Origin of the sequence: Oceanimonas sp. AH20CE76, assembly GCF_039654065.1 — a bacterium.
In the GTDB taxonomy this organism is placed as follows: domain Bacteria; phylum Pseudomonadota; class Gammaproteobacteria; order Enterobacterales; family Aeromonadaceae; genus Oceanimonas; species Oceanimonas smirnovii.
In genome coordinates this window covers 280,915-301,499 of the sequence record NZ_CP155481.1, presented here as the reverse complement: position 1 = coordinate 301,499, position 20,585 = coordinate 280,915, and the positions used below count along the sequence as shown (strand labels likewise).

General features: G+C 58.6%; 19 protein-coding genes. 8 read left to right on the top strand and 11 right to left on the bottom strand.

Features of this window, described 5'->3' with window-relative positions; genetic code table 11:
- Positions 1-38: 38 nt before the first annotated feature.
- From ppc to N2M06_RS01485, 6 genes are all read left to right on the top strand, one after another.
- Positions 39-2,660, top strand: coding sequence for a phosphoenolpyruvate carboxylase (gene ppc, locus N2M06_RS01510; RefSeq protein WP_346351397.1), 2,622 nt, complete (start codon positions 39-41; stop codon positions 2,658-2,660).
- Between the two features lie 254 nt (positions 2,661-2,914).
- Positions 2,915-3,376: a Cys-tRNA(Pro) deacylase gene (ybaK, locus tag N2M06_RS01505; RefSeq protein WP_346351396.1), complete on the top strand. Its 462-nt coding sequence runs from the start codon at positions 2,915-2,917 to the stop codon at positions 3,374-3,376.
- Between the two features lie 89 nt (positions 3,377-3,465).
- Entirely contained in the window at positions 3,466-4,725 is a 1,260-nt protein-coding gene (locus tag N2M06_RS01500) for an imelysin family protein (protein ID WP_346351395.1), read from the top strand.
- A 61-nt stretch (positions 4,726-4,786) separates the two neighbouring features.
- Positions 4,787-6,172, top strand: coding sequence for a di-heme oxidoredictase family protein (locus N2M06_RS01495; protein ID WP_346351394.1), 1,386 nt, complete (start codon positions 4,787-4,789; stop codon positions 6,170-6,172).
- Complete coding sequence (locus tag N2M06_RS01490) at positions 6,169-7,167, top strand: imelysin family protein (protein ID WP_317074617.1); 999 nt, start codon at positions 6,169-6,171, stop codon at positions 7,165-7,167. The genes N2M06_RS01495 and N2M06_RS01490 overlap by 4 nt, the downstream gene beginning before the upstream one ends.
- On the top strand, positions 7,167-8,240 hold the full coding sequence (locus N2M06_RS01485; RefSeq protein WP_346351393.1) for a DUF1513 domain-containing protein: 1,074 nt from the start codon (positions 7,167-7,169) through the stop codon (positions 8,238-8,240). Before N2M06_RS01490 ends, N2M06_RS01485 begins: the two co-directional genes overlap by 1 nt.
- On the opposite strand, the gene birA is transcribed toward N2M06_RS01485, so the two are convergent.
- From birA to N2M06_RS01440, 9 genes are all read right to left on the bottom strand, one after another.
- On the bottom strand, positions 8,237-9,199 hold the full coding sequence (gene birA, locus N2M06_RS01480; RefSeq protein WP_346351392.1) for a bifunctional biotin--[acetyl-CoA-carboxylase] ligase/biotin operon repressor BirA: 963 nt from the start codon (positions 9,197-9,199) through the stop codon (positions 8,237-8,239). The two genes, N2M06_RS01485 and birA, sit on opposite strands and share 4 nt — an antisense overlap.
- On the bottom strand, positions 9,187-10,215 hold the full coding sequence (gene murB, locus N2M06_RS01475; RefSeq protein WP_346351391.1) for a UDP-N-acetylmuramate dehydrogenase: 1,029 nt from the start codon (positions 10,213-10,215) through the stop codon (positions 9,187-9,189). The genes birA and murB overlap by 13 nt, the downstream gene beginning before the upstream one ends.
- A gap of 94 nt (positions 10,216-10,309) precedes the next feature.
- On the bottom strand, positions 10,310-12,226 hold the full coding sequence (locus N2M06_RS01470) for a DNA topoisomerase III (RefSeq protein ID WP_346351390.1): 1,917 nt from the start codon (positions 12,224-12,226) through the stop codon (positions 10,310-10,312).
- Positions 12,227-12,260: 34 nt separating this feature from the next.
- Positions 12,261-12,722 (bottom strand): hypothetical protein, encoded by a 462-nt coding sequence (locus tag N2M06_RS01465; RefSeq protein WP_346351389.1) that lies wholly within the window; start codon positions 12,720-12,722, stop codon positions 12,261-12,263.
- Positions 12,723-12,791: 69 nt separating this feature from the next.
- Positions 12,792-13,388 (bottom strand): protein-methionine-sulfoxide reductase heme-binding subunit MsrQ, encoded by a 597-nt coding sequence (locus tag N2M06_RS01460; RefSeq protein ID WP_346351388.1) that lies wholly within the window; start codon positions 13,386-13,388, stop codon positions 12,792-12,794.
- The gene (gene msrP / locus N2M06_RS01455) at positions 13,388-14,404 is read right to left on the bottom strand and encodes a protein-methionine-sulfoxide reductase catalytic subunit MsrP (RefSeq protein WP_346351387.1); all 1,017 of its coding nucleotides are present in this window, start codon (positions 14,402-14,404) and stop codon (positions 13,388-13,390) included. The genes N2M06_RS01460 and msrP overlap by 1 nt, the downstream gene beginning before the upstream one ends.
- Before the next feature lie 59 nt (positions 14,405-14,463).
- A complete protein-coding gene (locus N2M06_RS01450; protein WP_346351386.1) occupies positions 14,464-15,804 on the bottom strand; it encodes a sigma 54-interacting transcriptional regulator in 1,341 nt (446 codons plus the stop codon).
- A complete protein-coding gene (locus N2M06_RS01445) occupies positions 15,801-16,298 on the bottom strand; it encodes a hypothetical protein (RefSeq protein ID WP_019935833.1) in 498 nt (165 codons plus the stop codon). Before N2M06_RS01445 ends, N2M06_RS01450 begins: the two co-directional genes overlap by 4 nt.
- Positions 16,291-17,730: a HAMP domain-containing sensor histidine kinase gene (locus N2M06_RS01440; RefSeq protein ID WP_346351385.1), complete on the bottom strand. Its 1,440-nt coding sequence runs from the start codon at positions 17,728-17,730 to the stop codon at positions 16,291-16,293. The genes N2M06_RS01445 and N2M06_RS01440 overlap by 8 nt, the downstream gene beginning before the upstream one ends.
- A 217-nt stretch (positions 17,731-17,947) precedes the next feature.
- Here N2M06_RS01440 and N2M06_RS01435 point away from each other — a divergent pair, with 217 nt between their 5' ends.
- Positions 17,948-18,352: a CBS domain-containing protein gene (locus N2M06_RS01435; RefSeq protein ID WP_019935831.1), complete on the top strand. Its 405-nt coding sequence runs from the start codon at positions 17,948-17,950 to the stop codon at positions 18,350-18,352.
- A gap of 71 nt (positions 18,353-18,423) precedes the next feature.
- Here N2M06_RS01435 and asnA read toward each other — a convergent pair whose 3' ends face one another.
- Positions 18,424-19,416, bottom strand: a complete 993-nt coding sequence (gene asnA, locus N2M06_RS01430) for an aspartate--ammonia ligase (protein WP_019935830.1) — start codon at positions 19,414-19,416, stop codon at positions 18,424-18,426.
- 136 nt (positions 19,417-19,552) lie between these two features.
- Between asnA and asnC the strand changes: the two genes are divergently transcribed.
- A complete protein-coding gene (gene asnC / locus N2M06_RS01425) occupies positions 19,553-20,029 on the top strand; it encodes a transcriptional regulator AsnC (protein ID WP_019935829.1) in 477 nt (158 codons plus the stop codon).
- Here the strand turns inward: asnC and N2M06_RS01420 are convergent, their stop codons facing one another.
- Entirely contained in the window at positions 20,030-20,494 is a 465-nt protein-coding gene (locus N2M06_RS01420) for a hypothetical protein (RefSeq protein ID WP_317074599.1), read from the bottom strand.
- Positions 20,495-20,585 lie beyond the last annotated feature (91 nt).

Genomic DNA, 20,585 nt, shown 5'->3' with positions numbered 1-20,585 from the left:
CGTGACTATTTTGTAATAAATCAACAAAAGAGGCGAATATGGATAATCATGCGGCACTCAGGGCCAATGTGGGTCTGCTGGGGCAGTTGCTGGGCGATGCCATTCGGGATCATCACGGACAGGCCTTCCTCGACAAAATAGAAACCATTCGCCAGCTGGCCAAGTCGGCGCGTCAGGGCAACGATAACGATCAGCAGCGGCTGCTGACGACCCTGAAGCAACTGAGTGATGACGAGCTGCTGCCCGTGGCCCGCGCCTTCAGCCAGTTTCTTAACCTGGCCAACGTGGCCGAGCAATTTCACACCATTTCCCGGGGTTACCGGAAAGATGCCGGCCCCAACCCCCTGGACGAGGTATTTGCCCGCCTGAAAGGTGCCAATGTCAGCCAGGCGGATATTCGCGATGCCGTGGCCAATCTGGATATTGATCTGGTGCTGACAGCTCATCCCACGGAAGTGACCCGCCGCACTTTTATTCACAAACATGTACAGCTCAATGACTGTCTGGCCGCCATGGAGCTGGATCTGCCGGAAGATGAAAAAACCGAGCTGCTGGCCCGTATCGACCAGCTGATCACTCAGGCCTGGCACAGTAATGAAATCCGCTCGCAGCGGCCAACACCGGTAGATGAAGCCAAGTGGGGCTTTGCGGTGATTGAAAACAGCCTCTGGCCTGCCCTGCCCCGCTTTTTGCGCCAGCTGGATCAGCGCATGGAGCGCGAGCTGGGTGAACGCCTGCCGCTGAATGCGGCACCGGTACGCTTTACCTCCTGGATGGGCGGCGACCGGGACGGCAACCCTTTTGTTACCGCAAGGGTCACTGAAGAAGTGCTGCTGCTGGGACGCTGGATGGCCAGCTCGCTGTTCCTCAATGACATTCAGGAGCTGGTCTCCGAGCTGTCAATGTCGGATGCCAGCACCGAGCTGCGCGCCGCCAGCGGTGACAGCGACGAACCCTACCGGGCGGTGCTGCGCCAGCTGCGGGAAGACTTGCGCGAAACCCTGCTGCACCTCAATGCAAGAGTTCAGGGCCAGAAGACCGATGCCCGTGACTTGATCACCCAAACCGAACAGCTGCGCCAGCCGCTGGAACTGTGTTACCACTCGCTGCAGCAATGCGGTCTGGGCAAGATTGCCGACGGTCTGCTGCTCGATGTAATTCGCAAGGTTGCCTGTTTTGGCATTCATCTGCTCAAGCTGGATATTCGTCAGGACGGTGAACGCCACGCTCAGGCACTGGCGGAGCTTACCCGCTATCTGGGTCTGGGTGACTATGGTGAATGGAGCGAAGCCGACAAGCAGGCGTTTTTGCTCAATGAACTCAACTCCCGCCGCCCGCTGCTGCCCCGTCAGTGGCAGCCCTCGGCCGACACTCAGGAAACCCTGGATACCTGCCGGGTCATTTCCCGCCATCCACAGGATGCCTTTGGTATTTACATCATTTCCATGGCCGGTGAGCCGTCAGATGTGCTGGCGGTACAGCTTTTGCTGAAAGAGTGCGGCGTGGATTTTGCCATGCCCATAGCGCCGCTGTTTGAAACCCTGGATGATCTGAACCAGGGTGCCGCCGTGATTGAACGGCTGTATCAGCAGCCCTGGTATCGCGGCTATATGCAGGGCCGCCAGTACGTCATGATTGGCTATTCCGACTCCGCCAAAGATGCCGGCATGCTGGCCGCAGGCTGGGCCCAGTACAGCGCCATGGAGAAACTGGTGGCCATCAGCGAACGGGAAAAGGTCACCCTCACTTTGTTCCACGGTCGCGGCGGCAGCCTGGGGCGGGGCGGCGGTCCTGCCCGTCAAGCCATTCTGGCTCAGCCGCCGGGCTCCACCATTGGCGGTTTGCGGGTTACCGAGCAGGGCGAAATGATCCGCTTTAAATTCGGTCTGCCGCAAGTGGCCATCGACAGCCTGACGCTCTATGCCAGCGCCGTGCTGGAAGCCAACCTGCTGCCGCCGCCGGAGCCAAAGCCCGAGTGGCGCAAGCTGATGAACACAATGGCGGAGGTGTCCTGTGCTCATTACCGTTCACTTATTCGCGGTGAGCCTGACTTTGTGCCCTACTTTCGTGCCGCCACTCCCGAGCTGGAGCTGGGCAAACTGCCGCTGGGCTCCCGTCCGGCCAAACGCAAGCCCAACGGCGGTGTAGAAAGCCTGCGTGCCATTCCCTGGATTTTTGCCTGGACCCAGAACCGGCTGATGTTGCCTGCCTGGCTGGGTGCCCACAAGGGACTGGAAAAGGTCATGGCAGACGGCCACGAAGCCACCCTGCATGCCATGAATCAGGGCTGGCCCTTTTTCCGCGCCCGCCTCGACATGCTGGAAATGGTGTTCCTCAAGGCCGATCTCGGCCTGGCTGCCTACTACGACAGCGTGCTGGTGCCCGACGAGCTGAAAGCCCTGGGCAAAACACTGCGGGACGAGCTGCGCGCCAGCACCGAGCTGGTGCTGAAGCTAAAAGAAAAATCCGAGCTGCTGGCCAGCGAACCCTGGATTCAGGAATCGATCAAGCTGCGTAACCCCTACACGGATCCGCTCAACGTGCTGCAGGCCGAGCTGCTCAAGCGCTCCCGGGAGCAGGGTGACATTCACCCCGTGCTGGATCAGGCGCTGATGGTGACCATAGCGGGTATTGCCGCAGGTATGCGTAACACCGGCTAAACCACAGCTGGAAGCGGGAAGCTAAAAGCTGGAAGCGACCCGGCGGTGGTGGCAGGCACGGAATCGTGCCTGCAATTTTTGCAGGCCCCGTTTCAACGGGGCAACGATGTAGCATGTGAACGCATTTGTCCGAATAAATTCGGGCCTACAGTCCCCAGCCCCCAGCCCCCAGCCCTATTTTTTTCCGGCTTATAGCTTACCGCTGTTTTTATCTGCATAATTTTCCTTTCTTTTAAAGCCACCGGACTGACCCCATGACCCCCGCCATTGTGTTTCTGGAAAAACAAAAGGCCGCCTTTACCCTGCACCAGTATGACTGCACGGCGCAGGATGACTTTGGCGCGCACGCCGCTGAACAGCTGGGGGTGCCGCTGGAACGCGTGTTCAAAACCCTGCTGACGGAAGGAGAACAGGGTGCCGTGGTGGCGCTGGTGCCCTCGTCGGGCAAGGTGAACCTGAAGCGACTGGCCAAGGCGGCCGGTGTGAAAAAGCTGGAGATGATGCCACCGCAAAAAGCCGAACGGCTGACCGGTTTTAAAGTGGGCGGCATCAGCCCCTTTGCCCAGAAAAAGCGCCTGGTCACTGTGCTTGATGCCTCGGCACAAGAGCACGATACCGTGCTGGTATCCGGCGGTAAGCGGGGGCTGTCGGTGGGTATTTCCGCCGCAGAAATCGCACGTCTGCTTAACGCTGCCTGCGCGCCAATCGCGGAATAGTCAGCCAATTATTCATTGTTTTTCTGCATGAGCTGCCGTTAAAATCCCCTGTCAATACAAATAATTCGCAACCTCATAAGGATAAACAGATGCAATTACGCAAGCTTGCCCTTGCTGCCGCCATTGGCGGCCTGCTGAGCGCCTGTGCCCAGACCAGCACACCCGCCGTTACCCAGGGTCAGGTTGTAGAGCATTACGCTGATATCGCTCATGCCGTTTACAGCGACGCCTTAATCGCCGCGCAGGATCTGGACAAGGCCATTGCCGAGCTGCTGGCCAACCCCAGTGAACAAAGCCTGAATGCCGCCCGCACCGCTTGGCTGGCTGCCCGGGTGCCCTATCAGCAGTCGGAAGTATTCCGCTTCGGCAACCCCATTGTGGACGACTGGGAAGGCCAGCTGAACGCCTGGCCGCTGGATGAAGGCCTGATCGACTATGTCGCCCCCGGCTATCAGCACGAACTGGGCAACCCGGGTGCCACCGCCAACATTATTGCCAACACCCAGCTGCAGGTGGGCGGTGAGCTGCTGAACGTATCCGAGATCACCCCCGAGCTGCTGGCCAGCCTGAATGAGCTGGCCGGCTCTGAAGCCAACGTGGCCTCCGGCTATCATGCCATTGAATTTCTGCTGTGGGGTCAGGATCTGAACGGTACCAACGCCGGTGCCGGTGAACGCCCCTGGACCGACTATGCTCTGGGTGAAAACTGCACCCACGGCAACTGTGACCGCCGCCGCGACTACCTGCAGGCGGCAAGCACTCTGCTTATTCAGGATCTGCAATACATGGCCGGCCAGTGGCAGCCAGACCAGGATAACTACCGCGCCGAGCTGACCGCCCTGCCGGCGGAAGAAGGCCTGCGCCGCATGCTGTTCGGCATGGGCTCCCTGTCTTTGGGTGAGCTGGCCGGTGAACGCATGAAGGTGGCGCTGGTGGCCAACTCGGTGGAAGACGAGCACGACTGCTTCTCCGACAACACTCACCACTCTCACTACTACAACGAGAAAGGCATCAGCAACCTGATGTTCGGGGAATATCAGCGCATTGACGGCAGCACACTGCAGGGCCCGTCTCTGCTGCAGCTGGTGGCCCAGCAGGATGGCCAGGCCGCCACCCAAATCGGCGATCAGTTCCGCACCAGTGAGCAGGCGGTATATCAGCTGGTACAATCCGCCGAGGTGAACAAGGTGCACTTTGATCAGCTGATCGCCTCCGATAACCCGCAAGGCAACCAGCTGGTGGAAAACGCCATCAGCGCGCTGGTGGAGCAGACCCGTGCCATTGAACTGGCCGCCAACACCCTTGGCATCAACAACCTGAACCCGGATACCGCCGATCACGAATTCTGAGTGCGCTAACAACAATAACAACAGGGCCGGCAATGCACGGCCCTTTTACTCTGGAGTCTTTATGTTATTTCGACTCACCGCATTACTGCTTGGCACCCTCTGCAGCCTGAGCATTCAGGCCAACCCTGCCAAACCCGGCGGCGACACCAGCACCACCAAAACCGGTGCCAACGCCTTTTCCATGCCCGCCTCCAACCTGAGCTTTGACAAACGCCTCGACTTTTCCGTGGGCAACAGTTTCTTTCGCAATCCCTGGGTTGCCGCCCCGGCCACCACAGATGCCCGCGACGGCCTGGGCCCCTTGTTCAACACCAACGCCTGCCAGAGCTGCCACGTTAAAGACGGCCGCGGCCACCCGCCCACCTTTGACGGTGACAATGCGGTGAGCATGCTGGTGCGGCTGTCTGTTCCCGCCAATGACAGCGAGCAGCACATAGCCTATCTGCAAACCCTTGGGGTGGTGCCCCACCCGGTCTATGGCGGCCAGCTGCAGGACATGGCCATTCCCGGCGCCGTGCCCGAAGGCAAGGTAAGCATTCATTACACGCCCGAAATCGTGCATTTTAACGATGGCAGCACCCTGGCGCTGCGCCGCCCGCACCTGACCATAAAAAACCCGGGCTACGGCGAACCCGGCAATGAGCTACTCACCTCGGCCCGTATTGCGCCGCCCATGATTGGCCTCGGCCTGCTGGAAGCCATTCCCGAAGCCAGTCTGCTGGCCCGGGAAGATATTCACGATGCAAACAACGACGGCATTCGCGGCCACGCCAACCGAGTGTGGGACAATGCCGCCAACACAACAGTGGTAGGCCGCTTTGGCTGGAAGGCCGGTCAGCCTAGCCTGCGCCAGCAAAATGCTCATGCCTTTGCCGGTGATATGGGACTGACTTCCCACCTGGTGCCAGCCGATGACTGCACCGCCGCGCAAAACTGCGGGCAATACCCCGACGGCGGCAAGCCCGAAGTCAGTGACGATATTCTCGATTCGGTCACCTTCTACAGCCAGCATCTGGCCGTGCCCGCCCGGCGCAACCTGGACGATCCGCAGGTGCAGGCCGGCGAGCAGCTGTTTCTGGCACTGGGCTGTGCCGGCTGCCATACGCCGTCTTACACCACCGGTGAGCATGAAAGCCCGGCGCTGAGCGGACAGACCATTTATCCCTACACGGATTTGCTGCTGCACGACATGGGGGAAGATCTGGCCGATAACCGCCCCGAGTTTGCCGCCAGTGGCCGGGAGTGGCGCACACCGCCGCTGTGGGGCCTTGGCTATGCCGATGAAGTGGCCGGTGAGCCCGCCCGCTATCTGCACGACGGCCGCGCCCGCACTCCGCTGGAAGCCGTGCTCTGGCACGGCGGCGAGGCCGAGGCGGCCCGCAACCGGGTACTGGCCGCCAGCGCCGAAGAACGTGAACAACTTATCGCCTTTCTGGAGTCATTATGATGCTGCGCCTGTTACCCCTTGCCGCCCTGAGCCTGCTGGCCGCCTGCCAGAGCCAGCCGCCGGCCAATCCGGCCCTGTCGCAACTCACCGGAGCCCACCTTAAGCTGATGCGCCAGCAGGCCGACGAGCTGGCTTATGGCCTGACCCGGCTGCAGCAAAGCAGCCAGGCCTATTGCGCCGGTGAGCAGACGCTGAGTGCCGTACAGCAACAATGGCAGCAGGCCTTTGCCGCCTGGACCGCCCATCAGGGCCAGAGCGGCGGCCCGCTGGATGCCGCCGGCCTGAGTTACGCCTTTCAGCTGTGGCCCGATAAAAAAGACACCACGGGCCGCCAGCTGGCCAGCCAGCTGAACCAGCCCGGCCAGCTCAAGGGGGCCAGCATTACTCTTGGGGCGGTGGAATACCTGCTCTATGAAGATCTCACTCAGGCACAGCGCTGCCGCCTGCTGCCCAGAGTGAACGACCAGCTGGTAGCAAACAGCGAACGGCTGCAGCTGGCCTGGAACAATCCGTCTCATTACCAGCAGCAACTGGAGCAGATGACGGTTCAGGGCGGCGACAAGGTGGTGCTGGTCCAAATACTCGGCCAGCTCGCCCATCGTTTTGATCGCATCGAGAAAAAGCTGGATCTGCCTCTGAACACGGTTGAGCACCCCCGCCCGCTGTTTGCCGAAGCCTGGCGCAGCGAGCAGTCGCTGCACTTTATGCGCACCAGCCTGCAAAGCCTGCAGCGGGAATATCAGCAGGGTGGCATTCGCACTTACCTTGAGCAAAGCCGGCAAACCGCGCTGATCGCCGAGCTGGACGACGCCTTTGCCGATACTCTGGCTCACCTGCCCGAAGGCGACAGCCTGGCCCACTGGCTGCAAGGCGATAACTACGCCGCCCTGCTGCGCTTTAAGCTCTCCTTTGATCGCCTGGGCAGCAAGCTCAAACTGCGCCTGCCCGAGGCACTGGGGATCAGCCTTGGCTTTAATGCCACGGACGGTGACTGATGCAGCGCCGGCAATTTTTAAAGGGGCTGTCTGCCGCCGGCGTACTGTGCAGTCTGGGACTGGCGGGCTGTGCCCTGCCCGCTGGTCCGCGCCGCTATCTGGTGGGCGGCGGCCGCCGGGACGGCAACCGTTATGTGGTGCAGGCGCTGAACCTGGATGGCAGCCTGCGCTATGAGCTGCCACTGCCGGCCCGGGGCCATGGCATGGCGGCACATCCGTTTCTGCCGCTGGCGGTGTGCCATGCCCGCCGCCCCGGGGCTTACCTGGCGCTGTTTAACCATGAACAGGGCACACTGCTGCAGCTGCGCGATGCCGATCCCGAGCGCCACTATTACGGCCACGGCGTGTTCAGCGCTGACGGCCGGCTGCTGTACACCACCGAAGGGGTACGCAGCACCAGTGAAGGCATTATCGGTGTTTATGAGCTTGAGGAAGAACGGCTGACCAAGGTGGATGAGTTCTCGGGCTTTGGTCTGGGCCCTCATGAAATCTGCTTGTTGCCCGACGGCAACCTGGTGGTGGGCGTGGGCGGCGTGCACACGCAGGGCCGGGAACCATTAAACCTGGACACCATGCATCCCAGCCTGTGTTATCTGAAGGCTGCCAATGGCGATATTCTGGAGCAACGCAGTCTGGTGGATAAACACCTGTCCATTCGCCATCTGGCGGTTACTCACGACGGCGAAGTCTTTACCGGCCAGCAGTATCGCGGCAACCCCGACGATTATCCGCCGCTGATAGTGCGCCACCGCCGGGGCCAGGCACTGCAGCCGCTGGGTGGCGAGCCCCTGGACTGGGCCCGCTTCAATCACTACATCGCCAGTATTGCGGTGACCAATGACCATATTGCCGCCACCTCACCCCCGGGCAACTGCTATGGCCTGTGGCACAGACACAGCGGTGAGCTGATTCGCATTGCACCCCTGCCCGATGCCTCGGGTGCCTCGGCCAGTAACGGCAACATCTGGCTGGGCAGTGGCATGGGCGGCATCAGCCACCTCAATGCGCAGGGCGAGGAAACCCGCTTCTACTCTCCCTGGCAATGGGATAACCACTGGTCGCTGATTGGCTAGCCGCGCAGGGAAATTTCTCCGCCCAGATAGCGTTTGATGTCACCGTTTTCCAGCTCCAGCAGCAGAGCGCCCTGTTCATCTATGCCCCGAGCGGTGCCGTGCACCTGCTGCTCGCCCATCAGCACCCGCACCGGCTTGCCGTTAAAATAATCCAGCCGGTTCCAGCGCTCGCGAAAGCCGGCAATGCCTTCCTGCTCAAAGTGCACCAGCGCCTGCTGCCAGGCCGTGGCCAGCGCAACCACCAGGCCGTTGCGATCGGTAATGTCACCCAGCTCCGCCAGCTCGGCCCAGGGCTGGGTAATTTTGTCCTGCTCACTCTGGGGCAGCACCATATTCAGCCCCATGCCAATCACCAGATGACAGGGACCACCGGCGGTGCCGGACATTTCCACCAATATGCCCGCCAGCTTGCGGCCATTAAGATACAGATCGTTGGGCCATTTCAGTGCCACACCGCCAAAGCCGGCGCGTTCAAGCGCTTCCACCACCGCAATGCCTACCACCAGACTCAGCCCCATGGCAGCCGCCATGCCCTGCTCCAGCCGCCAGTACATGCTCATGACCAGCTGACCACCAAAGGGCGAGATCCAGCTGCGGCCTCGGCGGCCACGGCCCGAGGTCTGACATTCTGCCAAACAGAGATCGCCCTTGTTCAGCTGCTCTGTCTGCTCCAGCCAATATTGGTTGGTGGAGCCGATGACCGGCACCACCTCTACCCGTGCCGGTGCCAGCTCCCGGCTGAGCCGGCCCGCGTCCAGCAGTTGCAGCGGCACTGCCAGCCGGTAGCCCTTGCCGCTCACGCTGTAAATATCCAGCCCCAGGCTTTTAAGTGCCTGCACATGCTTGCTGACCGCCGCCCGGCTGATGCTCAGGGCGTCGCCCAGCTGTTCGCCGGAATGAAACTGGCCATCAGCCAGGTGGCGCAACAGCGCCTCACGTAGTGGCGTCAGTTCAGCCATGACAGCGCCTCGTCCAGATGGGTTTCACCATGAGGGCCAATCATGCGCACTTCAGGCTCCAGCTGCACACCAAACTGCTGAGCCACTCTGTCTCGCACCAAAGCGGCAAGCCGCAAAATATCCTCACTGCTGGCCCCGCCACGGTTCACCAGCACCAGCGCCTGCTGCTCATGTACAGCCGCGCCACCCACCGCAGTGCCCTTCAGCCCCGCCTTGTCGATAAGCCAGCCGGCAGCCAGCTTGACCAGCCCGTTTTCGGCCGGATACACCGGCAGCTCGGGCCAGGCCAGCTTCAGCGCCTCGGCCTGGGCCGGAATAACCTTGGGGTTTTTAAAAAAGCTGCCGGCATTGCCAAGCTCGGCGGGGTTGGGCAGCTTGGCCCGGCGGGTGGCACATACTTGCTCAAAAATTTGCTGTGCCGTGGCCTGCTCACCCAGCTGCACCAGCGGACCATAACCCAGCACCGGCTGCCAGACCTTGGGCAGCAACAGCGTGACCGAGACAATCAGCTGCCCTTTGGCAGCATGCTTGAACACGCTGTCGCGGTAGCCAAAAGCGCAGTCTTGTGCAGACCAGAGGTGCGTCTCGCCGCTGTGCCAGTGGTAACTTTCTACTTGCTCACAAAAGCGGGACAGCTCAACGCCATAGGCACCAATATTCTGAATGGGGGCCGCCCCCACAGTGCCGGGGATCAGCGCCAGGTTTTCCAGCCCGGGCATATGGTGCTCCAGGCAATAGCACACCAGCTGGTGCCAGTTTTCCCCGCCCTGCACCGTCAGCCGCCAGGCATCACCGGCATCGCTGACGTGAATGCCCTTGAGCCGGTTTACCACCACCTGCCCCTCAAAAGGCGCGGTAAACAGCAGGTTGGAGCCCTCGCCCACCATCAGCCGCGGACCGGCATGCTCGGCCAGCTCCGCCAGCTGCTCTCTGTGGTGCAGCGTCACTATGTTATTGGCGCTCTGGGCCAGGCCAAAGGTATTAAAGGGCAAAAGGGAATGGGCGTTGCTCGGCATGGTGTAAAATCCTGAAAAAATGCCGCTGCAGTGTACCCCAAGACGCCGCAAGGGTTAACCAAAGTGCAGCGCTGTGCGCCATCCGTGGTCGGCTTTACCTGGTTCTGGCTTTTTTGCGTGGCCGGAATTTGCGCGGAGCTTTGCCCAGCCCTTTCAATCCGTCAAACCGGATTTGCTCCACTTGCTGAATAAGAGTGCCAAGGCCTTGCAGCATGGGCTGCATAAACTGGCCATAGTTCATGCGCTTTTCAGAAATGGCTTCCAGCTGCGCTTCCCAGTGTGCTGTCATGTCGGGCAGCACCATGGCTTGCGGCAACGACTGAATAAGCCGGCGGCCTACGTCGGTGGCGCGGATCTCCTTGCCGTGTTTGGTGAGAAAGCCACGCTTGAACAGCAGCTCGATAATGCCGGCCCGGGTGGCTTCCGTGCCCAGGCCGTCTGTGTCTCTGAGCACTTTTTTAATCTCGGGATCAGACACATATCTGGCAATGCCGGTCATGGCGGCGAGCAGGGTGGCATCGGTAAAGTGCCGGGGCGGTGAGGTTTGTTTTTCATCCAGCCGGCCATCCACACACAAAACCCCTTCTCCCTTGACTACATCGGGCAATTTTATCGCAGAAAATTCGTCATCGTCGTTGCTGGATTTACGCTCGGGCAACAACGCTTTCCAGCCTTTATCCACCACTTCTTTTTGCCTGCTGATAAAAGTGCCGCCGCCAACTTCAGTATCAATCTGCTTTTCCTGATACTGAAAATGCGGGTAAAACTGCATCAGATATTGCCGGGCCACCAGCTCATAAATTTTTTGTTCATCGGCCGACAGGCGGCTGCCGTCCAGGCGTCGGCTGGTGGGAATAATGGCATGGTGCGCGCCTACCTTGCTGTCGTTCCAGGCCTTTGACTTAACAGAAAGATCGGCATTCGTTACGGCAGTGCCCAGCGCCGCGCAGGTGCTGGCAATGGCCGCCGTTACTGTCTGTTTGTCGTGATAGTGGCCCTGGGGCAAATAGCGGCAGTCGGAACGGGGGTAGGTAATGAGCTTGTGCCTTTCATATAGCTGCTGGCAGATATCCAGGGTTTTCTGTGCGTTCAGGTTAAACCGTCTGGAGGCGTCTATCTGCAGCGCAGACAGGTTATAAGGCAAAGGCGGTGCCTGTTTTTTACGCTCTTCGGTCACGGCCATCACTGTGCCTGGCTGGCCCACCACTTTTGTCAGCACGGTTTCGGCCAGCTTTTTTAACAATACCCGGCCGTCTTCGTCCATATAGGGCGCACAGGCCGGGCTGGGCTTCCACTTTGCAGTGTAAGTCTGATCCTTTTCTGTTTTGAGATCGATAAACACTTCATAGAAGGGCCTGGAAACAAAGTTTTCTATTTCCAGATCCCGGTTTACCACCAGCCCCAGCACCGGTGTTTGCACCCGCCCCACCGAGAGCACCCCCTGATAGCCCGATGCCTGCCCCTGCAGAGTGCACAGACGGGTCATGTTAATGCCATAAAGCCAGTCGGCCCGGGCTCTGGCCAGGGCCGAGGTGGCCAGAGGAATAAAGTCGGTATTTTGCCGCAGGTTATTCAGCGCGCGCTTAATGGCATCGGGGTTCATGTCGCTGATCAGACAACGCTGAGCGGCTTCGCGCTTGGCTTTCGGCACTCCGCAATAATTGATGATTTCATCAACCAGAATTTGCCCCACCCGATCCGGATCGCCCATATTTACCAGCACGTCCGCGTCTTTTATCAGCTTTTTTACTACAGTAAACTGCTTTTTGGTGGCGGGCTTTACCACATGCTTCCATTCCTGGGGCACAATGGGCAGGTGCTCACGCCGCCATTTTTTAAAGTCAGGATCGTATGCTTCCGGCTCGGCCTGCTCCAGCAGGTGGCCAATGCACCAGGTCACCACATCACCGTTGGCGGTTTTAATGTAACCGTCGCCTTTCTGGTGCGGCTTGGGCAGCACATCGGCTACTGCCCGGCCCACGCTTGGCTTTTCAGCAATATAAAGAATCACCCGCTTTCTCCCGGATCAGCACGCTGCCAGCAACTCAGTATTCCTCGCTCAGCAAAAAGTCGTCCATGGCTTCTACCAGATAGGGCCAGTCGGCCTCGGGCACCGGCGTTACCGGGTCTTCGTCGTCTTCGCCATATTCGTCCCAGTAGTGGGCACGCAGGGCCAGGGCAAAGTCGGAATAGTCTTCGGCCAGCGCAGCGAGCGGCCCGAACCAGACAATGCGGGTCAGGCCGGTGGTGAGATCGTTGAGGTATTCGGTAAGCACCTGAGGATCAGGAAACTGCATCATCAGCAGTTCAAAGCGCTCCCGGGCGGCAAGGTGCTGATCCGAATCCAGCTCGCCCAGCTCGGCCACATGGTGCAGATAATCGGTAAGAATAAATTCTCTGGCCTGGTTCTCGCCGGCCAGCCACTGGCAGCGGGTTTCTTTGCGGCTGATAACGGACAAGGCAATGCCTTCATCGAGGTAGCATACAGCCCACAGTTGATCGTCCATCGGTTACTCCATGGCGGCAAAATATAAATTGCCGCCAGTGTAACGGAAAAGCACTTACGCAGCACCGGATCAGCGAAACAACCGAGTCAGCCGTTCCCGCCGCAGCGACAGCAACAAGAGCCCTACCAGCAAATAAATAAAGGGCTCTATCCAGCCGGATTTAACCGACCACCAGAAGTGGATGCACACCACTATTACTGCCGGATAAATCCAGTTGTGCAGAATTTGCCAGCGTTTGCCCAGCCGGCGCTGCCAGCCTTGGGTGGAGGTAATGGCCTGCAGCAGCAACACCAGCCAGGCGGCCATGCCCAGGGTAATAAAGCCGCGCTTGATAATTTCTTCTCCAATCAGGCCCCAGGCCAGTTGCAGGTCCAGCAGCATCCAGGCCAGCAGGTGCAAACTGGCATAGGCAAAGGCCCACAGCCCCACCGCCCGGCGCAACCGCACCAGAGCCCCAAGGCGAAAACGCCTGGCCAGGGGCGCAATGCACAGGGTTAACAGCAGCAGCCGCAGGGCCCAGATGCCCAGATAATGCAGCAGCTCGGGCACCGGATCGGCACTGAAATAACCGGCAGAAAAGCCCCAAGGCAGCCACAGCAGCGGCAACACCGCCAGCCCGTGCACCAGCACCCGCAGCCGGCGCAGGCGAGTGGCATCCAGTCGCATCAGTAGAACTTCCTCAAATCCATGCCGGCATACAGTGAGGCCACTTCTTCTTCATAGCCGTTGAACATTAACGTGGGTTTGCGCTCGCTGCCAAACAGGCCGCCTTCGCCAATGGCCCGCTCACTGGCCTGGCTCCAGCGCGGATGATCCACGTCGGGATTTACGTTGGCATAAAAGCCATATTCGTAAGAAGCCAGCTTGTTCCAGGTGCTGGGTGGCTCGTGCTCGGTGAGGCTGATGCGCACAATTGACTTGATACCTTTAAAGCCATATTTCCAGGGTACTACCAGCCGCACCGGTGCACCGTTCTGATTAGGCAGGGTTTTGCCATACATACCCACCACCAGCATGCTGAGCGGGTGCATGGCTTCATCCATACGCAGCCCTTCTACATAGGGGTAATCAATGCCGCCGCCCACATAGCGGGAGGCCTGGCCGCGCATCTGCTCGGGGTCGTACAGGGTTTCAAAGGCCACGTATTTGGCTTTGGAAGTAGGGTTGGCCGCCTTGATAATGCTGGCCAGAGGCACCCCCAGCCAGGGAATGACCATGGACCAGGCTTCTACACAGCGGTGGCGATAAATGCGCTCTTCCAGCTGTTGTTTTTCCATCCAGGCCCACACATCTATGGTCTGGGGCTTTTCTACTTCGCCGTCAATTTCAATGGTCCAGGGCTCGGTTTTGAGCCCTTGAGCGAACCGCACCGGATCCGATTTGTCGGTACCGAATTCAAAAAAATTGTTATAGCTGGTGGCCACCTGTTCGGCGGTGGGCGTCAGCGCCGGCTGGTAAGCATCAGGCTGGCTGAACACCAGTGGCTTGCGGCCAAAATCACTGACGGCGGCCGGCTCGTCTTTGCCCAGCAGGTTGCTGAGCACATTGGCACCGGCGGGCAGACTGAGCGCGGCTGCACCCAGCCCCAGCCCCTGTACAATGCGACGGCGCTGCTTATAGATGGCTTCCGGGGTAACCTGATGCTCTTTCAGCTCAGACTTTTTGCGAACCCTGATTAACATGAATACTCCTGCAGACGAAACTTGTATACAAAGAGCATGATACGCGGAAAAAACTTTCGTCAGCTGCTCTTGCGCTTAAAGGTACCGGCTTCTATGCCATGGCGGCTGAGCAGTTTGTAAAAATCGGTACGGTTGCGCCCGGCCAGGCCCGCTGCCTGAGTGACGTTGCCGTCGGTCATGCGCAGTATCTTGTTAAGATACATACGCTCAAATTCGGCCCGAGCTTCATTAAAGGTAGGAAACTGCTCGTCACTGGCAGACAGAATGCTTTCTACCAGCTGAGCGCTGATCACCGGTGCCGAGGCCATGGCCACCGCCTGCTCCACCAGATTGCGCAGCTCGCGCACGTTGCCCGGCCAGTGGGCCGCCGCCAGTAACGACAGCGCCTCGGGGGCAAAGCCGGTCACCTGAGTGGTCTGGCGCTGGCGAATTTGCTCCAGAAAATGCCGGGCCAGCAGCGGAATGTCTTCCGGACGCTCTTTCAGCGCCGGCAGTGCCAGATTCACCACGTTCAGCCGGTAGAACAGATCCTCCCGAAAGCGCTCCTGCTCCATGGCATCCACCATGTCACGACTGGTGGCCGAGAGCACCCGCACATCAGTGGTAATGCTGCGCTCACTGCCCCTGGGGCGCACTTCCTGCTGCTCCATAGCGCGCAGCAGCCGCGCCTGCAGCCGGACCGGCAGTTCATCCACTTCTTCCAGCAGCAAGGTGCCGCCATGGGCATTAATTAATGCCCCCGAGTAGTCGGCATCGGCCCCGTCAAAAGCACCGCGCACATGGCCGAACAGCTCCGACTCCAGCAAAGGCTCGGTCAGGGAGCCGCAGTTCAGCACCATAAAGGGGTGATCCCGCCGCGGGCTGGCCTTGTGCAGCGTGCGCGCCATCAGCTCTTTACCCGCACCGGCCGGACCTGTGATCAGCACGCTGATGTCGAGCGGAGCAATGCGCCGGGCCTGCTCCAGCACGCCGGTCATGGCCGGGCTGCGGGTCAGCATGTCGTGCTGCCAGTCGTCTTCAAAAGCCGGCAAAGACACCGCCAGCGCCTCGTTAATGGTCTGACGCAGGGCTTCTTTATCAATTGGCTTGGTGAGAAAGCCAAACACACCGGAACGAGTAGCCGACACGGCATCGGTAATGGAGCCATGGGCAGTCATAATTACCACCGGCAGCCCCACATGCTTGTGCTGAATGCGATCAAACAGTGCCAGGCCGTCCATGCCGTCCATACGCAAATCACTGAGCACCAGTTCGGGCCTGTGTTGCTCCAGCCATTCCAGCGCTTCGGCACCGGAGTTGGCCGTCGCAACTTCAAAGCCTTCACTGCGCAGCCTTAATCCCAGCAATTTCAGCAAGCTGGCATCATCATCCACCAGCAGAATGCGGGCCTTGCGGGTCATTGTTCACCTCCCTGATAACGCCGTTCACTGATTTGCTCATCAATGGTGGCCAGCTCATTCAGTTTTTGGGTGAGTACATTTATCTGCTGCTGGCGGTCGGTGATCACCCGGTTAAAGGTAATCATCTCTCGATTGTAGCTCTGATGAATGGCAAAAAACTGCTGCAGGCGAGTGTTAACGCCGGGCAGCGCCCTGGCAAACAGCTGCTGCGCCTGCTGACGCTGAGCCAGGTTGGCCTTGGGGTGACTGAGCCAGAGTGCCAGCACCAGTTCATCCTGGGCGGGTGACTGCTGCAGCTGCTTGATTTCATTCAGGCGCTCGGCTTCAGCACTTTGCACTATGGTATGCGACAACTCCAGCCAATACATCAAATCATCATGGCTGCTGCCTTCCAGCATCTTGGGCATCTGTTCCTCTCCAAAGGAGAAAAGTCCGGTGCTGCTGCAGCCGGTAAGGAACAGTGCCAGCACGCCGGAGACCAGAAATTTAGTCATGGTTTGGTTCCTTGCTCTCATGTAAGGGCAGACCCAGTTCAAATCGAACCCACCCGGTTTTGGTAGAATCCAGTGTCAGCCAGCCACCCATACTGATGGCCGACTCACGGGCAATACTGAGCCCGATGCCAGAGCCCTTCAGCACGCCTTTGCGCTCCTGACTACCCTGCACAAAAGGCTCAAAAATACGCTCTCTGTCCGCCTCGGGAATGGACTGACCGGTGTTGGCCACACTGAGCACATACTCCTGCTCACAGGCTCGGGTATAAATGTGAATATTGCCGTTTTTATCGCCGTAGTTAACTGCATTGGAAATCAGATTTTCCAGCACCAGCCGCAGCCGGTGATTATCGGCCAGAGGCTGCTCATCATCCAGCTCCAGCTGTACTGTCATGCCCTTGTTTTCGATGGCAAGGCGATGCGCATCCAGGCTTTCATCCAGCAGCGGTTTCAGTTCCACCGGCTGATGATAGACCTGCACCTGCTGAATGCGGTTATAGTCCAGCAGCTGCTCAATCAGGCCCTGCAGCCGGTAGCTGTTATCTACCAGCAGCTCACAAATTTCCTCCTGCTCAGCAGTCAGCGGGCCGGTCACTTTTTCCGCCAGCAAGTCGGCCCCTTCCCTGAGACTGGCCAGGGGGGTTTTCAGCTCATGGGATAAATGCCGTAAAAACTGCAATTTCTGGGCTTCCAGCTCTCTCAGCCGGTAATGCAGCCAGCGCAGCCGCTCGCCCAGCTCCACCAGCTCGGCGGGACCACTGATGGGACGCTCATCGGGTGCCATGCCGTCTCCCAGCCCCAGAATACGTTTTTCAAGCTGACGTACCGGGCGAATAATCAGATAGGTAAACAGCAGCGCCAGCACCAAGCTGGCACCACCCAGACCACCGCTCAGCAGCCACATGCGCCGGCGCACTTCCGCCACCTGCTCGCGAATGCGGCTGATACGCACATCAATCTGCTCCCGGGCCAGCCGGTCCAGCTCTACATTGGCCTGACTGAACAGATCAAAAATGCCTACCCGTTCACGAATGTCGGCACCGCTGGCCTGAGCCAGGTCCACCAGCTCTATCAGCTGGTCCCGCAGTGACGCATCCAGCTCACCGGCATCCACCACCTTCAGCAGTGCTTCCATCTCAATACGATAACGCTCCAGCAGCCGCAGATAATGCAGCCGCAGATCCGGCACTTCCAGCACCGCATAGCGCCGAATGGCCCTTTCCATATCCAGCGCCAGATCATTCATGTCCGAGGCGCGGCGCGTGTCGATAACCGCACTCTGTATGCCCTCTTCCGCCAGCCGGTTAACCTGTTCCAGGGTGCGGCTGTTCTGAATGACCAGCAAAATAAGCGGCAGCAATACCAGGATAAAAGCGATAAGAACCAGGCGCAGTAATGAACGGGGTGCAAATCCCCTGGCCGCTTTTGACATTCGCTTCTTGCTCCTTAATGCTGGTGATAAGCAGGCCAGAATAACAAAATCAGCGCTAAAGGCTGAGCAGGTATTGTACTGGATGACGTATTTGCCCTCGGACTATGCTGATATCGGGCTTGCTGTATTAGCTATCAATAACAACGGGACCGCCGATTGGCTTAGCGGAGCAATGCCTGCCACAATCGGTATATCAGTTACTTAAGGGAGAATGACCATGGCAACAGTGGGTGAAATTATGCGGCACAGTGTGCCCATGCTGACCGCAGACATGTCGATGTCGGAAGCACTGGATCGCATGCTGGACTCGGGTCTGAGCGGGCTGCCGGTGGTCGACAACCAGCGACAGCTGATTGGTTTTCTGTCGGAGCAGGACTGCATTCCCAAACTGCTGGGTGCCAGCTATCACTGCGATAACCGGGTCGTGGTATCTGACCTGATGCGCCAGGATCCGCTCAGCGTCACCACAGATACCGACGTATTTGAACTGGCCCGCACCATGGGCGGGCCCAAACCCAAGCTGTATCCGGTAGTAGAAGGCAAAAAGGTGATTGGCATGGTCACCCGCCATCAGGTCATGAGCTTTTTAAACAATCAGCTGAAGACCTGTCTGGCAACCTGACCGTTTGGTGTTAAATAACAAAAGGGGGCACTGTATCAGTGCCCCCTTTTTGGTTGCTGTGCCCGGTTATGTTACAGCAGATCGTCTACGGTTGCGCTCAGCTCGGCCGGCCATACACCGCACTGTACCTGGCCGATATGGCTGAGTTGCAGCAGCAGCATGGCAAGACGGGACTGACCGATGCCACCACCTATGGTCTGGGGCAGGCCGCCGGCCAGCAGTGCCTGATGCCACTCCTGGCTGGCGCGGTCTTCGTTACCGGTCAGCGCCAGCTGACGACGCAGGGCTTCCTGATCTACTCGAATGCCCATGGAAGACAGCTCAAAAGCATCTTCCAGTACCGGGTTCCACACCAGAATGTCGCCGTTGAGGCCGGCCAGACCGGTTTTGCTTTCAGTAGACCAGTCGTCATAGTCAGGGGCGCGCATATCGTGGCTGTCGCCATGGCTCAGCTTGCCACCGATACCCACCAGGAAGACGGCACCCATTTCCCTGGCAATGGCACGCTCACGGCCCTTGGCATCCAGCTCCGGATAACGGGCCAGCAGCTCTTCCGCATGCAATACATGAATTTTTTCAGGCAGAAAGGGGGTAATACCAAACTCGTCGGCAGCGGCCTGCTCGGTGCGTTTGATGGCACCATAAATGCGCTCAACGGTCTGTACCAGATAACCTTCGTGGCGCTGTTCGGCGCTGATCACCTGCTCCCAGTCCCACTGATCCACATACACGGAGTGAATGGGGCTTAAGCGATCCTCATCAGGGCGCAGTGCCTTCATGTGCGTATAAATGCCCTCACCCGGCTCAAAGCCAAAACGTCCCAACGTATGACGCTTCCATTTAGCCAGGGAGTGCACCACTTCATAACGCTCGCCGGGAATGGCCTTTACTTTTACCTGTACGGCTTTTTCGGCACCGGACAAGTTGTCCTGCATGCCATCGCCCAGACGGCTGAGAATAGGAGCCTGAACTTCCAGCAAATTGAGCTGCTGCGCCAGCTGGCCGGAGAAATACTCTTTCACAAAACGGATTTGGCGTTGACGTTCAATATAGGCTTTTTTCATCTCATTCACCTGAGCTTGCTGATTGGTTTTGAAGAATAATCATGGAAAAAAACATCAAATTCAACAACCACTAGCAAAAACTCCTTTATGATCTTAAATTCACTAATACAAAGCCATTTTTTTAAGGATCTGATAAATGCACATGGAAAAAGGCGACGCACATTATCGAATCGACAATCTGGACAAATCCATTCTGAGGGCACTGATGGACAATGCCCGCACGCCCTATGCGGAGCTGGCCAAGCGTTTTCAGGTGAGCCCGGGCACCATTCATGTGCGGGTAGAAAAAATGAAGCAGGCCGGCATTATTGAAGGCACCCGCGTACAGGTAAACGGCAAGAAGCTGGGTTACGATGTGTGCTGCTTTATTGGCATCATACTAAAAAGCGCCCGGGATTATCCGCGGGCGCTGGCGCAGCTGGAGGCGCTGGAGGAAGTGGTGGAAGCCTATTACACCACGGGCCATTACAATATTTTTATCAAGGTCATGACCCGCTCCATTGACGAGCTGCAGCAGGTACTGATCCACCGCCTGCAGCCCATTGAGGAAATTCAGTCTACCGAAACGCTGATCTCACTGCAGCAGCCCATCGACAGAGACGTCACCCCCTGATCAGTTTTCCAGCGTGTTCAGAGCATCGTGCATCAGTTTCAGCTTTTGCTGTTTCAGCTTACTGTCGGCAGCAATCTTTTCCAGCATGGCCGTTTTCAGCTCTTCATTGGTCTCATTGCCGGCCCGCTGCTCGGCCATCAGCCGGTGCAGCTGCTGCTTTTGCTCCATCATATTCAGACGGGCTTTCTGAGTATTGATGAACTGAGCCTTGAGCTCGGGCGTTTCCAGTTTTTCCATGCGGGCCTTGAGTCGCTGCTCAAAGCGGGCCGGGCTCATGGCCTTGCCGTCATGGTGGCGCTTGCCATGATAGCCATGGCCCTTGCCGTGGTGACCTTTCATCTGGCCATGGTGGCATTCTTCAGCCATGGGGCCTCTGCCTTCGCCTCCATGATGAGCAGCCACAGCCAAAGCGGGCAGGGTCAGTAAACTGGCGGCAAGTAACAAAGCAGTGTGACGAGTTTTCATAATAATGTTCTCCCGAACTGATGAATACGCTATTCAGTAAAGCAGGAGATTGTCAGCAAACTGTGTCGGACAGGCCGTTTTTTGCAACAAA